At 41.6% G+C, this 15,278-nt stretch carries 13 protein-coding genes, 2 tRNA genes, 1 pseudogene and 1 other annotated feature; of the genes and pseudogenes, 5 read left to right on the top strand and 11 right to left on the bottom strand.

Annotation, left to right across the window (positions count from 1 at the left end):
• Positions 1-24: 24 nt before the first annotated feature.
• Together MUO15_RS13970 and MUO15_RS13975 are read right to left on the bottom strand one after the other, a co-directional pair.
• Positions 25-591 (bottom strand): NADPH-dependent FMN reductase, encoded by a 567-nt coding sequence (locus tag MUO15_RS13970; RefSeq protein ID WP_245030042.1) that lies wholly within the window; start codon positions 589-591, stop codon positions 25-27.
• A gap of 12 nt (positions 592-603) precedes the next feature.
• Positions 604-1,662 carry an LLM class flavin-dependent oxidoreductase gene (locus tag MUO15_RS13975; RefSeq protein ID WP_245030044.1) on the bottom strand — a complete coding sequence of 353 codons (1,059 nt, stop codon included), beginning with the start codon at positions 1,660-1,662 and terminating at the stop codon, positions 604-606.
• Positions 1,663-1,924: 262 nt separating this feature from the next.
• Here MUO15_RS13975 and MUO15_RS13980 point away from each other — a divergent pair, with 262 nt between their 5' ends.
• Positions 1,925-2,272, top strand: coding sequence for a winged helix-turn-helix transcriptional regulator (locus MUO15_RS13980; RefSeq protein WP_245030046.1), 348 nt, complete (start codon positions 1,925-1,927; stop codon positions 2,270-2,272).
• A gap of 204 nt (positions 2,273-2,476) precedes the next feature.
• On the opposite strand, the gene MUO15_RS13985 is transcribed toward MUO15_RS13980, so the two are convergent.
• Positions 2,477-2,549: transfer RNA gene (locus tag MUO15_RS13985), tRNA-Arg, on the bottom strand.
• 168 nt (positions 2,550-2,717) lie between these two features.
• On the opposite strand from MUO15_RS13985, the gene MUO15_RS13990 reads away from it, so the two are divergent.
• Together MUO15_RS13990 and MUO15_RS13995 are read left to right on the top strand one after the other, a co-directional pair.
• Entirely contained in the window at positions 2,718-3,359 is a 642-nt protein-coding gene (locus tag MUO15_RS13990) for a deoxynucleoside kinase (RefSeq protein WP_245030048.1), read from the top strand.
• Positions 3,356-4,039 (top strand): deoxynucleoside kinase, encoded by a 684-nt coding sequence (locus tag MUO15_RS13995; protein WP_245030050.1) that lies wholly within the window; start codon positions 3,356-3,358, stop codon positions 4,037-4,039. The genes MUO15_RS13990 and MUO15_RS13995 overlap by 4 nt, the downstream gene beginning before the upstream one ends.
• Before the next feature lie 180 nt (positions 4,040-4,219).
• Here the strand turns inward: MUO15_RS13995 and MUO15_RS14000 are convergent.
• The 6 genes and pseudogenes from MUO15_RS14000 to guaB form a co-directional block, all read right to left on the bottom strand.
• Positions 4,220-4,312 (bottom strand) — tRNA-Ser (locus MUO15_RS14000).
• 110 nt (positions 4,313-4,422) lie between these two features.
• Positions 4,423-5,697, bottom strand: coding sequence for a serine--tRNA ligase (gene serS, locus MUO15_RS14005; protein ID WP_245030052.1), 1,275 nt, complete (start codon positions 5,695-5,697; stop codon positions 4,423-4,425).
• Positions 5,698-5,754: 57 nt separating this feature from the next.
• Positions 5,755-5,981: a binding site (T-box leader), on the bottom strand.
• A gap of 56 nt (positions 5,982-6,037) precedes the next feature.
• Positions 6,038-6,628, bottom strand: a complete 591-nt coding sequence (gene pdxT, locus MUO15_RS14010; protein ID WP_245030054.1) for a pyridoxal 5'-phosphate synthase glutaminase subunit PdxT — start codon at positions 6,626-6,628, stop codon at positions 6,038-6,040.
• 18 nt (positions 6,629-6,646) lie between these two features.
• Complete coding sequence (gene pdxS, locus MUO15_RS14015) at positions 6,647-7,531, bottom strand: pyridoxal 5'-phosphate synthase lyase subunit PdxS (protein ID WP_245030056.1); 885 nt, start codon at positions 7,529-7,531, stop codon at positions 6,647-6,649.
• A gap of 116 nt (positions 7,532-7,647) precedes the next feature.
• Entirely contained in the window at positions 7,648-8,985 is a 1,338-nt protein-coding gene (locus tag MUO15_RS14020) for a serine hydrolase (protein ID WP_396266244.1), read from the bottom strand.
• Positions 8,986-9,090: 105 nt separating this feature from the next.
• Positions 9,091-10,559: pseudogene (gene guaB / locus MUO15_RS14025) on the bottom strand (IMP dehydrogenase).
• A 189-nt stretch (positions 10,560-10,748) separates the two neighbouring features.
• Between guaB and MUO15_RS14030 the strand changes: the two are divergent.
• Together MUO15_RS14030 and MUO15_RS21695 are read left to right on the top strand one after the other, a co-directional pair.
• Positions 10,749-11,351, top strand: coding sequence for a YaaC family protein (locus MUO15_RS14030; protein WP_245030058.1), 603 nt, complete (start codon positions 10,749-10,751; stop codon positions 11,349-11,351).
• Positions 11,339-11,461: a hypothetical protein gene (locus MUO15_RS21695; protein WP_256464131.1), complete on the top strand. Its 123-nt coding sequence runs from the start codon at positions 11,339-11,341 to the stop codon at positions 11,459-11,461. The genes MUO15_RS14030 and MUO15_RS21695 overlap by 13 nt, the downstream gene beginning before the upstream one ends.
• 22 nt (positions 11,462-11,483) lie before the next feature.
• On the opposite strand, the gene MUO15_RS14035 is transcribed toward MUO15_RS21695, so the two are convergent.
• Both MUO15_RS14035 and gyrA read right to left on the bottom strand, forming a co-directional pair.
• A complete protein-coding gene (locus tag MUO15_RS14035) occupies positions 11,484-12,587 on the bottom strand; it encodes an HD-GYP domain-containing protein (RefSeq protein ID WP_245030060.1) in 1,104 nt (367 codons plus the stop codon).
• A gap of 88 nt (positions 12,588-12,675) precedes the next feature.
• Positions 12,676-15,207 carry a DNA gyrase subunit A gene (gene gyrA, locus MUO15_RS14040; protein ID WP_245030062.1) on the bottom strand — a complete coding sequence of 844 codons (2,532 nt, stop codon included), beginning with the start codon at positions 15,205-15,207 and terminating at the stop codon, positions 12,676-12,678.
• Positions 15,208-15,278: the final 71 nt, after the last annotated feature.

Below are 15,278 nucleotides of genomic sequence, written 5' to 3' on the forward strand. Positions count from 1 at the left end.
CTATTTGAATAACCGACTTATTTGTTAAAAGTCGTATTCTGCTTCTTTAGCTTCACGAATAGTCTTATACGTTTCTGTTAATACGACTGTATCTTCAACCAAACGATCAATTCGGAACAACACATCATCATTTGTAATTACTTTTCGATTAAAATCTTTTTCCTCGACAAATACATACGTCTGAACAATTTGTGCTTTCATATAACCCAGGATAGGTTTTAAATGTTGTTCTACAATTAAGTAGTGCTTTGGTGATCCTGCTGTCACAAGCATACTAACAACTTTTTCACGAAATGCATTTACGGGAAGTAGGTCAAATATGTTCTTCAATGTAGCTGGTATGGATGCCTGAAACACAGGCGTTCCAATTATAATGGCATCTGCATCCATTATGGTTTGTGCTACATATTTTGTATCCCCTTCATATTCCCAATAATGACGCCCATCACTAAACTGAACATCATATTCAGCTAAATCAATTAATGTCACTTCCGTATCAGGGTATTTTTCCGTAACAGCTTTAACTGTGTAATCCATAGCTGTTCTTGTTTTCGAGCCAACTTTTGAACCGGATAACCCGACAATCTTCATGCTAACTACCTCCTAATTTTTTGCCGTATATTTTTTGATAGCTGGTAAAATTTCTGTGCCGATCAGCTCAATATTTTTCATTAAACGATCAAATGGCATACCACCGAAATCAATTTGTGCAATATAACGCTGATGACCAAACACCTCATGCTGATAGAGAATTTTTTCAATGATTTCTTGCGGACTACCGATATTCATAACATTATGTGGATCGACACCTTGTGCAAAGTGCTGCTTCGGAAAGCCTTTACCATTCGTTTTCTTCATCCCTTCATTAATATGTGGATACATATCTCTTAGTGCCTGTTGGGAGGATTCAGCTGCATAGAAAAAACCAGCCGTTGCAACTGGCAGCTCAGATGGAACAAAACCACTGCTTTGTGCAGCCTCACGATAAGCATCAATCGTTCGCTTAAATACAGAAACGGATCCACCTAAATGGGCCATGAACATCGGAACACCAGCATTACCGGCCTTAATAGCACTAGCAGGTGAACCACCAACCGCACGCCAAATAGGTAATGAGCTATTCTTTGGAAGTGGAAGAACCTTTGCATTGTTTAATGGGGCGCGGAACTCTCCACTCCAATTCACAACTTCCTCTTCATTAATCCTCCGTAACAGATCAAACTTTTCCTCGTAAAGTTCTTCATAATCACGAACATTATAACCTAATAAATCAAAGAGCCCTATTCTTGAGGCACGCCCAGCAATAATCTCCGCACGACCTTTCGAGATCAGATCTAACGTTGCAAAGTTTTCATATACTCGTACTGGATCTGACGTACTGATAATCGTGGAAGAACTTGCGATTTTAATCTTTTCTGTTGCCTGAGCAATTGCTGCTAAAACAACCGCGTGTGCCTGCGTTGCAAAATACTCTTGGTGACTTTCACCTACGCTAAAAAAATCAATACCTGCCTGATCAGCTAGCTTAGCATACTCAACGATTTCGTGAATCCGTTGTTCTGCAGAAATTCTCTCTCCCGTTAAAGGGTTTGGTAAGTGGTCACCTAGTGTATAAATGCCAAATTCCATCCCTTTACTTTGATCGATACGATATTTTTCCATTTATCCTTCACCTTTCTATTAATACAATTTTTGGCTACTATATTTGTCGAAATACTTGCGACTGGTGCCTGTTTTCGTAGCAAGTATATAGATGATTTCTACTTTTTTCTTAGAGGTACGTTTTACATGACTAAAAAATCTAATCTACATCAAATTTTCTATCCATTCCTTCACGATGTTATTATAGATTATAATAATAAATATTATAAGTACGCACTTAATAGTGGTATAGTACCCCAAAGGATACTTAGGAGGAAATAAAGTGGAAAAGGTACCGGAATATTGTCGTGTAGAGGATGCTTTAGGTATTTTAGTTGGTAAATGGAAGCCTGTTATTTTATTGCATCTATTACAGAATGGAACAAAACGCTTTAGTGAATTGAAACGAAGTATGCCTGGAATCACGCAAAAGATGCTGACGAAGCAACTGCGAGAACTCGAGGATGAGGATATTGTTGATCGTGTTGTGTACCCTCAGGTTCCCCCAAAAGTGGAGTATTCTATTACGGAATATGGCAGAAGCTTAGAACCGATTTTAGAAGCCATGCATGAATGGGGGACGAAGCCCACATGGCATAAAATGAAAAAATTGAATAGAAAAGATAACTAAAAAAGATGAACCAAAGGAGTTCATCTTTTTTTAACCTATTTTCAAACTAAACTTAAGCTCATCACAACTTTTAATGTTCTGAGTGCATTGACTAACCCTGGCCTAAGTAACTTTAAAATCAATTCACCCAGAGATTCAAAACGAGCCATTTCCCAAATGAGGTGTATAAGCTAAATCCCATGTGCCCCCAATGGTTTTAAGTAGTGCCCCCGGCAGGATTCGAACCTGCGACACACGGTTTAGGAAACCGATGCTCTATCCCCTGAGCTACGGGGGCTAATAAATCACGTGCCTTATATTATACAAAAGTTCCCCCCAAATGAAAAGCCATTTTCCTGTAAAATTACTTAAGAATGATTACTTCCGTTCACTCGATATGGTAAAATGTAATTTGTCTGTCTAAGGGTATCGAATTTTGTTTCACCTGATTGAAGGAGGAGAAGAGATGGGGCAACTACCTTTCATTGCTGTTGAAGGGCCCATTGGGGTCGGTAAGACGTCTCTGTCTAAAAAACTTGCTTCCCAATTTGATTTTCATTTATTAAAGGAAATCGTTGAGGAGAATCCATTTTTAGGCAAGTTTTACGCTAATATTGAAGAATGGAGCTTCCAAACGGAGATGTTCTTCCTCTGCAATCGTTTCAAGCAGCTTGAAGAAATTGAGGGAGATTATTTACAGCTTGGAAAGCCTGTTATAGCTGATTATCATGTTGCTAAAAATATGATTTTTGCTCGTCGCACATTAAAAGAAGACCATTTTAATAAGTACTCACAAATTTTTAATATATTAACAAATGATATGCCAAAGCCCAATATGGTTGTCTACTTACATGCTAGCCTGGATACATTGCTTGAGCGGATCCGCATGCGTAATCGTGACGTAGAGGCAAATATTCAAGCTTCTTACCTACAGCAGCTATCACAGGATTACGAAGATTTCATGAATCATTTTGAAGCATCACATCCAGATATTCCTGTGATCCGCTTGAATGGAGATCAACTCGATTTTGTGAAACATCAAGATGACTTACGATATATTGTTAACCAGGTTCAGCATCACATGAATAAAGGAGAAGTAATCAAATGAATGCACGCGAACGCTATGGAATTCCACACGACAGTGTAATAACGATTGCGGGAACAGTCGGAGTCGGGAAGTCTACAATGACCAATGCTTTGGCCGAATCACTTAATTTCCGTACCTCTTTTGAAAAAGTAGATAAAAATCCATACCTTGACAAATTCTATCATGATTTTGAGCGATGGAGTTTCCATTTACAAATTTACTTTCTTGCTGAACGATTTAAAGAACAAAAGAAAATTTTCGAATATGGTGGGGGCTTCGTTCAAGACCGTTCAATTTATGAGGATACAGGCATCTTTGCTCGGATGCATTACGAAAAAGGAACGATGTCAGAAACGGATTATGAAACCTACACGAACCTGTTTGATGCGATGGTCATGACACCATACTTTCCACATCCTGACCTGCTCATTTACCTTGAGGGATCGTTTGACGACATTATTACTCGTATTAAAGATCGCGGACGTCCAATGGAACAGCAGACACCAATCGAATATTGGGAGGAAATGTTTAAGCGGTATGAGAATTGGATCGATAATTTCAACTCCTGCCCTGTTTTGCGTTTAAACATCGCTGATTATGACCTTCTTAACGATCTTTCAAGTGTCGAACCAGTCTTAGAGAAAATCGGCCATTTTATTCACCAATCACGTAAATGGCGTTCGAGTCACCTACTCACATAAGATAATGGGAAACCCCAGAGGGCTCATAGTTCTCTGGGGTTTTTATGAAATAGGAGAACACAAGAAAAAACACTAGGAAGAGCGTCTCCCTAGTGTTTTAAACAATAAAAAATCGTTACACTAGGTAACGATTTTTGTTCTATTAATCTCCAATATTTATGCGCTATTGTTGATATAAAATGGCGGAGGAGGAGGGATTCGAACCCCCGCGGGCCGTGAAGCCCCTGTCGGTTTTCAAGACCGATCCCTTCAGCCGGACTTGGGTACTCCTCCGTGTGACCGACAATAAATACTATATCATGCTTGTCCTTACTCGTCAATAAAATCAAGAAATTTTTTTGTGATTAAAAATAGAAGCTGCGAGAAACACAGCTTCTTCCCATTTACTTAATCACTTCTTTGCCACCCATATACGGACGTAATACTTCTGGAATCATAATAGAACCGTCTTCCTGCTGATAATTCTCTAAAATGGCAGCTACCGTACGGCCTAGTGCTAAACCTGAACCATTCAATGTATGAACATATTCAGGCTTGCCTTTTTCTTCACGGCGGAAGCGGATACCTGCACGCCGTGCCTGAAAGTCCTCGAAGTTTGAACAAGAGCTAATTTCACGATACGTGTTGTAACTAGGAATCCAAACTTCAATATCATACTTCTTCGCAGCTGTGAAGCCTAAATCACCTGTACACATGCTCATCACACGGTATGGAAGCTTAAGCAGCTGTAACACCTTCTCAGCGTTTCCTGTAATCTCTTCTAAACGTTCGTAGGATTCTTCAGGTGTCGTCAGCTGCACGAGTTCCACTTTATTAAATTGATGCTGACGAATTAATCCTCTTGTATCACGGCCAGCTGAACCCGCTTCAGAACGGAAATTTGTACTAAAAGCAACAAATTTCTGTGGCAGGTTATCAGCAGATAAAATCTCTTCCCGGTGATAGTTCGTCACTGGGACTTCTGCTGTTGGGATAAGGAAGTAATCCCAGTCCTCAATCTTAAAGGCATCTTCTTCAAACTTTGGCAGTTGCCCTGTCCCTGTCATAGAGGTTCGATTCACTAGTTGAGGCGGGAGCATTTCCTGATAGCCGTGCTCATCTGAATGTAGATCCATCATAAAGTTTAACAGTGCACGCTCTAAACGGGCACCCAATCCTTTATAAAAGACGAAACGGCTGCCGGTCACTTTTGAGGCACGTTCAAAATCTAAAATATCTAGTTTTGTCGCTACGTCCCAGTGAGCCTTCGCTTCAAAATCAAAAGCTGGAACCTCTCCCCACGTCTTTGCTTCAATGTTGTCGTCCTCATCTTCACCTACAGGAACGCTTTCATGCGGGATGTTTGGAATAGATAGTAACAGCGTCTCAAGTCGCTCTTCTACCTGCTTCAGTTCCGTATCAAGCTCTTTAATACGATCGCCAACTTCACGCATTTCTTTTATTTTGTCATCAGCGTCTTGCTTTTCCTTTTTCAACAGTGAAATTTCCTTGGATACCTCGTTACGGCGTGCCTTTAACTCTTCGGTTTCCTGAATTAACTCACGGCGGCGGCTGTCTAAGTCACCGAACGTATCCAATTCGGAAAGATCCTCTCCCCTATGTTTGAGTTTCCCTTTTACTTCGTCAAAGTTCTGACGTAAATATTTCATGTCTAGCATGGCTAAAATGACCTCCTTATTATTGAATATAAAAAAAGCCCCCGCCCCTTTAATGAATAAAGGGACGAGAGCTTTGGTTATAAGTTCCCGCGATACCACCCTGGTTGAAGACAACTAGTTGCCCTCCAGCTTGCCTCATAACGGTGAGTACCGGCTCGACTTACTACTGATTCAGTCGAGCAACTCAAGGATGGATTCATAGCGTTCTTTCACCAGTTCACACCAACCACTGGCTCTCTTTTAGGAAAGAAAACACTGTTACTAGTTCCTATCATTGCGTTTCATATAAAAAGTTTATTGAAAGGCTATTACCTTTCAAATAAGAATAGCGGATTGTACTTTAAGATGCAAGTGATTTTTTAGATTCTTCCACCATTTTTACAAAATGTGCTGTTATACGATGGTCATCAGTCAGTTCAGGATGGAAAGAACATGCTAAATAGTGACCTTGTTGGGCAGCCACAATGTGTCCATCATAGGTGGATAGCACTGTCGCACCTTCCCCGACACCTTCAATATAGGGTGCGCGGATAAAGACAGCGTTATACCCTTCGGCAACACCCTCGATCATTAGCTCCGCTTCAAAGCTTTCTCGTTGGCGCCCAAAGGCATTGCGGCGGACGCGAATATCCATTAATCCTAAGTGAACATCATAGGAACCATCGATTTCGCTCGCAAGCAGAATCAATCCTGCACATGTGCCGAAAATCGGCTTTCCTAGTTTTCCGAATTGCCTGATCGGTTCAAGAAAATCATATTTATCAATCAAGCGTCTTATCGTTGTACTTTCACCGCCAGGGATGATTAACCCATCAATTTCTTCAAGCTGCTCCTTCTTCTTCACGACAACGGCTGTTGCACCGGAAGCTTCAACAGACCGGACATGTTCTCGAAAGGCACCTTGAAGTCCTAATACGCCAATTGTAGTCATGATGTCGATCTCCCTTTCTTATTGGCTGCGATCTGCCATACGCTGTTCTGGAGTAAGGGTGGACATTTCCATCCCTTTCATTGCTGTACCAAGGCCTTTAGATAATTCACCGATTAATTTGTAATCATCATAATGTGTTGTAGCTTCAACAATGGCACGAGCAAATTTTTCCGGGTTATTGGATTTGAAGATTCCTGATCCTACAAATACTCCATCAGCGCCTAGTTGCATCATAAGAGAGGCATCGGCTGGGGTAGCGATACCGCCCGCTGCAAAGTTTACGACAGGTAAACGTCCAGCTTCACGGATTTCTAATAGTAGATCAAATGGCGCCCCATTCTCTTTGGCATAAACCATCACTTCATCATCAGACATCCCGCGAAGATGGCGGATTTGCGATTGAACTTGGCGCATATGGCTGACAGCCTCGACAATGTTTCCTGTACCTGGCTCACCTTTCGTACGAAGCATAGATGCTCCTTCACGAATACGGCGTGTTGCTTCGCCAAGGTTACGGCAGCCACAAACAAATGGCACCGTGTACTCATCCTTTTTAATGTGGTAAATGTCATCAGCAGGTGTTAAGACTTCACTCTCGTCAATGTAATCCACACCCATTGCTTCAAGAACACGTGCTTCCGTAATGTGGCCAATGCGTGCCTTCGCCATAACTGGAATAGATACGGCGTTCATTACTTCTTCAGTGATTGTTGGATCTGCCATACGTGCCACACCGCCTGCAGCACGAATATCAGCTGGAACACGTTCTAGAGCCATAACGGCTACAGCCCCTGCTTCTTCTGCAATTTTAGCTTGTTCTGCATTGACAACGTCCATGATGACGCCGCCTTTTTGCATTTCTGCCATTCCTCGTTTTACGCGGTCAGTACCTGTTTGTGACATGATTATTCCTCCCTGTTTGATCTGTATAAATTGTCGACCATGAATCTCCTATAATCTCGATTCCTGCCTACTATTGTAACGTATTGCGGTAATAAATCCTACTATATAAATTGGAATTAGAACCAGCCCTTCACCATATCCACGGCACTAGTGAATATATCGCTGAAGAAATTACCAACACCACCTACCATCAACATAAACCAATTTGATTTTTCAACAGCAGAGGTCGTAACAAGATCAACTGTTGTTTTTTGAGTTTCCCCAGTTACTAAGTTTTTATAGGTGCCTTCGCCATTATAAACGAGTTCAACCGTCCCAATTTTCTCTCCCTTTTTAATAGGGGCAGTTAAGTTTCCATCTTTATCTAAGTGCTTCTCGGAGATATTGTATTTCACTTCATACATATCTTCTTCGCCATTTTTCACCGGTGTTGTAATAGCTTCAGCCGCTTCAATCCCGACGGTACCCTCTTTTCCTTTGGCTACAGGAACTTCTGATTCCCCTTCGATTTGATAGCCGGCAGGGAAGAGTTCTTTTAGTTCAAATTGCTTAAAGCCATAATCAAGCAGCTTTCGTGTTTCCTGAAATCTTGCTTCTATACTATCCGTTTTCATAACTACAGAAATCAGACGTTGACCGTCACGTTCTGCTGTAGCAGTAAAACAATAGCCTGCAAAGTCGGTAAATCCTGTTTTAAGACCTTCCATTCCTTCATAGCCAAAGGCTTCAAGGTACCCTGGCATATTTGGAAGCATCCAGTTCCAGTTTTTAATTTGCTGACCATCAAATTCAGTTGTTGTAACACTGGAAAACTCAAGTGCCTCTGGATAATCATTCACAAGATGATATGCAAGCATGGCAGCTGAACGGGCTGATAACAAATTGGTCGCATTTGGTTCAGTACCTTCTGGATAGTTTTCACCAAGGCTACTATTAGATAGTCCCGTTGAGTTTACAAATTGGTAATCAGACAGACCTAGTTCGGCTGCTTTTTCATTCATCATTTTTACAAATGCGCCCTCTGAACCGGCTATCAATTCTGCTAATGCAATAGTCGTTGCATTATCTGAGTTAATCGCCATCGCTTCATAAAGTTCACGGACTGTATAGTCTTGATTCTGTGTCAATCCTACACCTGAAAAGGATGGATCTGCGGATATACTATATGGATAATCACTTATTTGAGTTGTTGTATCCCAGCTAATTTCTCCTTTTTCAATAGCCTCAAGGACGAGGTATTCTGTCATCATCTTGGTCATACTAGCTGGAGGCAAAGTTAAATCGGCCTCTTTTTCAAATAAAATCTTTCCTGTTTCTGCATCTACTAAAATAGCTGACTCTGCTTCCACTTCAACTGTGGCTGCGTATGTAAGCTCAGGGTTTCCAAAAATCATCAACACACTTAAAACAAGAGCCAATCCCACGGCCAATGATGCTTGCAATCTTTGTTTCAACTCTCTCAACCTCCACGAATAATTTATGCATCTTTGTTATTCTATCACATGGGCATATAAAAAAATAGACAGGGAAAAGTCCCTGTCTAAAGATTTTTTAAAGGGTCAAATGGAGTAGTTCGGTGCTTCTTTTGTAATTTGCACGTCATGGGGATGACTTTCACGTAATCCCGCACCAGTAATTCTAGTGAATTTAGCATCAAGTCGAAGAGCCTCGATCGTACCTGCCCCGCAATACCCCATTCCAGAGCGTAAGCCCCAAGAAGCTGATGGATAGAATCAGCTAGCGGCCCCTTATATGGCATCCGTCCTTCTATACCTTCTGGGACAAGCTTCTTCGCCTCTTGTTCACTTTGGAAATAACGATCCTTCGATCCCGATTCCATCGCACCAACTGATCCCATTCCACGATATACTTTAAAACGACGTCCCTGGAATATCTCCGTTTCTCCCGGACTTTCGCTTACTCCGGCTAGAAGACTTCCGAGCATCACCGCATGTCCACCGGCTGCTATCGCCTTAACGATGTCACCTGAATATTTAATTCCGCCATCAGCAATAACTGGGATATTATGCTTAGATCCTTCCATAGCACAATCATTTACTGCTGTAATTTGTGGCACTCCAACACCTGCTACAACACGAGTTGTACAAATCGATCCAGGGCCTATTCCAACTTTAATAACATCGGCCCCCGCTTCAATTAATTCGCGTGTAGCTTCTGCTGTAGCAACATTTCCTGCAATAATATTGATCTCTGGGTACTTATCACGAATGCGTTTCACTTGTTCAATGACCCCTTGGGAATGGCCATGAGCAGTATCTACGACTAATGCATCAACACTAGCCTCAACAAGCTTATCAATTCGTGTCATCGCGTCAGCAGTTACTCCCACAGCAGCCCCTACAAGCAAACGCCCTTGCTCATCTTTAGCCGAATTAGGAAATTCAATGACCTTTTCGATATCCTTGATTGTAATCAACCCTTTTAATTTCCCTTGACTGTCTACCATTGGCAACTTTTCAATCTTATATTTCTGCAGAATTTTCTCGGCTTCGTTGAGAGTCGTTCCCACCGGCGCAGTAACTAAGTTATCATGTGTCATGACTTCAGAAATCGCGATTGAATAATTATCAATGAATTTCAGATCACGATTTGTAATAATGCCTACCAGTTTAAGGTCTTCATCGTTATTAACGATTGGTACACCTGATATACGATATTTCCCCATTAAGTGTTCAGCATCAAATACTTGATGCTCTGGTGTTAGGAAGAAAGGGTTTGAGATAACCCCACTTTCCGAACGTTTCACTCGATCAACATGCTCCGCCTGTGCCTCGATGGACATGTTCTTGTGAATCACACCCAGTCCGCCTTGTCGTGCCATACCAATCGCCATTGGTGCCTCTGTAACTGTATCCATGCCTGCACTAATAATCGGCATTTTCAGCCTCAACGTCGGTGACAAATCTGTAGCCAGTGAAACATCACGTGGCAAAACGTCAGATTTCGCTGGCAGCAGAAGAACATCATCAAATGTTAGTCCCTCTTTGGAAAACTTGTCCTCACGCATATTTGATCCTCTCCTTAAATAATTTTGGGTGAATGTGGGTAAAGTAAGTGGGCTATAGTCAACGCAGATGGACTAAACTACCACGGAACTTAGAATTTCTTATTGTTATTTACAATACGACAATGATTGAGCTTTTTCAAGGATAAAAATATGGCACTTATCCCTGTTATAAAAGGAAGGAGTCGAGTTATGACAGATAGCCGATCAACGTGGCTCACCTATTTACAAGTCACTTCACATACAAGACCATTTTTATTAAAATGCTATGACCGAATTGACAGTAAAAAAGCGAAAGAACACGCTTATCATAATGCTGAACGTTTTATATATGAGGTCAAACTAGGAGAAGAATACTTATCCGCCGCTGCCTCCACACCGCTAAGTGTTCAGCCATTGCTCTATTATTATGGCATGACTCATTACTTGAAAAGCTGCCTTCTAACCGTAGATCCAGGGTATCCTGCTACAGCGAAAGTACTTGCTCACGGTCTTTCTACACGAAAAAGGAAAAAGATGCACTATCGTTTTTTAGAGGATGATGTACGCATTCAGCCAAATGGACTTTTCCCATATGCGGCTAAGCATCTGTTTCACCAGACAATTGATCAAAATAAACTGTCAATGGATGAATTGTTGCGACCTCTCCTATTTATGGAACCTATTTACTCATGTAAGGGGAAAGAGGCTTTTCCGGCAAAACTGCCTGAATTACTTGCCCATTTCGCTATTTTATATAATCTGAGTATGCTTGTTCGATATGAAGGAGAGTGGTGGGGGAGATGGAACAGCTAAGAGACCGTGAAGATTATGTGTTTATTGTCCACTTCCTGCAATCCCTCCCCGGACACATCCCAGCATTAGTGTCTGGGTGGTTGAAAGATCAGTTTGTAAGCCTTCATTAACTGAACAAATTGACCCTGGAGTTTAATCAAAAACTTCTTCAATATGAATATCGGGATTATCTTTTAAATGAATGATTTCTCCGTCTTCTAGGAATCTGATCATTGGTCGTGTAGGATCTGACGGTTCAACAAAGATGATCTCTGCAAGCTGGTTATTCGTTAGTCTTACTTTCGTTCCTGTCGAATAATTTGTCATTTCTTTAACAAGAACTTGAATCACTTGATGATCGTATCTTCCAAATTGCTCTTTTAGTACAGCCTCGAGTACCTTAAAAGGAGACTGTTTCTTACGATAGATTCTTTCAGATGTCATAGCATGATACATATCACTAACAGCGATGATCTGGCTAAAAAGGTGGATTTTATCCTGCTTCAATCCCAAAGGGTAGCCGCTTCCATCCAATCGTTCATGATGCTGAAGAATGGCGAGCTTCGCTTGATTATTTAAAGAGGGTATGCTCTCCACTAAACGATAGGAATAAGTAGGGTGTTTTTTCACCTCTTCATACTCTTGTTGACTTAACGGACCTTCTTTCTTACTAATCGTTTCTTCAATCCGTGCCATCCCACAATCGCTTAACAATCCTGCTAACCCTACTTGAAGCCATTCTCCTTGTGTATAACCGAGCCTAGCAGCAAGAAACCCTGAAATGAGGCCCATCGCTACACAATGATGTTCATTGTAGTCCGCTTCAGTAGAGTAATGGTGTAACAGGAATACATCATGCCTGCCTTTCAAGGCTCTTTTTAAAAGTGGAATAAAGACACGCCGGATTTCCATCATATCGACGGCTCTGCCTCTTTGCCAGAGGGAAATCCACTGTTTATACTGTTTCACTACCCCTAGGTATTGATCCCGGAAATTGCTGGTCCCGCTCTGTGCTGTATCTCTGTTGTGAGCTTCAGGTGGGCTAGGGTGTCCCTCGGATTGTTGTTTAGGCAGGTAAGGAGAACCATTTGAAAGTTTTGGCCCTACTTCGATGGACTGAACGTTAAACTTATGCAATATTTTGATATGTAGAGGGTTAATCACTGTATTTTTTGGAATAATCGGCCGTTTCGTTTTACCCATGATATCTTGAAGGACAATACACCCTTGTATTAATTGGGAAGGATGTACATGCATGTGCACCGCCTCTTTCTTATGTATATAAAAGAAAGCCGCACTGTCGCATGAACGACAGGCGACTCTCTAAATTTGCCAATGAACTGGCTTATTCTTCAGAGGAATCGTCCTCTTGAACTTCTGTTGCCTGTTCTTGTTTACTTTCCGCCTCTTCTATAGCTTCTTCTATAATTTCTTCTTCTTCTTTTTCAGATTCGATACGAGCGACAGTCGCCACTTCTTCCTCTTCCTGAAGGCGAATCAACCGAACTCCTTGAGTGTTTCTTCCTGTCTCGCTAATGCTTTCTACTGGCATACGAATCAGGACACCACTCGCAGTTATGATCATCACATCTTCTTCACCAGTGACAGCCTTTGTTGCTACAACTTGACCGTTTTTCTCAGTTAAATTACACGTAATGATACCTTTACCACCACGGTTCGTAATTCGGTAATCGTCAGCAGGGGTTCGTTTACCAAATCCTCTATTGGTAACGGTCAAGACTTGCAGACTGTCATCAATAATTTCCATCGATACAACTTTGTCATCTTCACGAAGAGAGATTCCCTTCACCCCTGCAGCTGTCCGCCCCATCGAGCGAATTTGTCCCTCATTAAAACGAATTACATAGCCGTTTTGAGTACCAATCATAATATCTTTGTCCCCGTTAGTGAGTCTAACAGAAATAAGTTCATCATCCTCACGTAGTCCAAGGGCGATTAAACCGCCGCGGCGTATATTCGCGAATTGGGATATGCTCGTCCGCTTCGTAATTCCATTTCTTGTCGTGAAAATGAAATACCAATCGTCAACAAAATCTTCTACGGCAATTACCGCATTGATCCATTCATCACGCTCAATCTCAAGCATATTAATGATGGGAATCCCTTTGGCAGTACGACTGAACTCTGGCACTTCATACCCTTTTGCCTTATATACCTTGCCTTTATTTGAGAAAAACAACAGGGTGTTATGGGTTGAAGTTGATAGTAAATGTTCAACGAAATCCTCTTCATGTGTGCCCATACTTTGAACACCCCGTCCGCCTCGACGTTGTGAACGATAAGTACTTGCAGGTAGACGTTTCACATATCCTTGATGAGTTAATGTCACAATGACCGTTTCCTCAGGAATTAAATCTTCATCTTCAATAAAATCTGTTCCACCTAACATGATTTCGGTACGACGTTCATCATTAAATCGTTCTTTCACTTCAAGAAGCTCTTCTCGGATAATTTCAAGAACTTTTTCTTCATCGGCCAAAATTGCACGCAACTCAGCAATATGTTTAATAAGCCCTTGGTACTCCTCTTCAATTTTCTCTCGTTCAAGTCCTGTTAATCGTTGTAAGCGCATATCCAAAATAGCTTGGGATTGCTTTTCGGATAAGCCGAAACGCTCCATCAAACCCGTACGGGCAATGTCTGTCGTTTGTGATTCTCGTATGAGCTTAATGACTTCATCTAAATGATCTAATGCGACACGCAACCCTTCTAAGATATGAGCACGGGCTTCTGCTTTACGCAGCTCGTAAGCCGTTCTGCGTCTAATCACGACTTTTTGGTGTTCTAAATAATGTTCGAGGCATTGTTTTAAATTCAGAACCTTTGGATGTCCATCAACTAAAGCCAGCATATTTATTCCAAAAGTGGTCTGGAGGGCAGTCATTTTATATAAGTTATTAAGCAGTACGTTCGGGTTAGCATCACGACGTAATTCTACCACGACACGCATTCCATTACGGTCAGATTCATCACGCAAGTCTGTTATACCATCTATCTTTTTATCCCTTGCCAGATCAGCAATCTTTTCTACTAGACGAGCCTTGTTTACTTGATAAGGGAGCTCTGTGACTATAAGCCGGGGTTTACCATTGGCCTGCTCTTCGATGTCTACTTTTGCACGAATAGTAATTGAACCTTTCCCAGTTTCATAGGCTTTTCTAATCCCGCTTAAACCGAGAATTTGTCCATGTGTTGGGAAGTCAGGTCCATAAATATATTCTTCCATCAATTCTTGTATTGTAATCTCAGGGTCTTTACTGAGTGCAAGCACGCCATCAATGACCTCACCAAGCTGATGGGGTGGAATATTTGTTGCCATACCCACCGCTATTCCCGATCCACCATTTACGAGCAAGTTCGGAAACCTTGCTGGCAAAACAACGGGCTCCTTTTCTGAGCCATCATAGTTATCCGTGTAATCTATTGTATCTTTGTTAATATCACGCAGAATCTCCATGGAAATCTTAGACATACGTGCTTCTGTATAACGCATCGCAGCAGCAGCATCACCGTCCACAGAACCAAAGTTACCGTGCCCATCTACAAGCATATTACGGTAGGCAAAATCTTGAGCCATACGTACCATTGTGTCATAGACCGCAGAGTCACCGTGCGGGTGGTACTTACCAATAACTTCACCTACAATACGCGCTGATTTCTTATAGGCTTTATCTGAATGCATACCTAAATCATGCATCGCATATAAAATACGTCGGTGTACCGGCTTTAAACCATCACGTACATCAGGAAGAGCACGAGCAACAATAACACTCATCGCATAGTCAAGAAAGGACGTTCTCATTTCTTGACTAATATTTACTTCCTGTACGCGTGGGCGTTCGGGTTGATCAACCATTCTATTTACCTCCTAGTGACCTGCGAGGAAAAGAACGGCATAAAGCCGTTCTAATGTATTCCCATGAACAG

It is taken from the genome of Halobacillus amylolyticus (assembly GCF_022921115.1).
GTDB lineage: Bacteria > Bacillota > Bacilli > Bacillales > Halobacillaceae > Halobacillus_A > Halobacillus_A amylolyticus.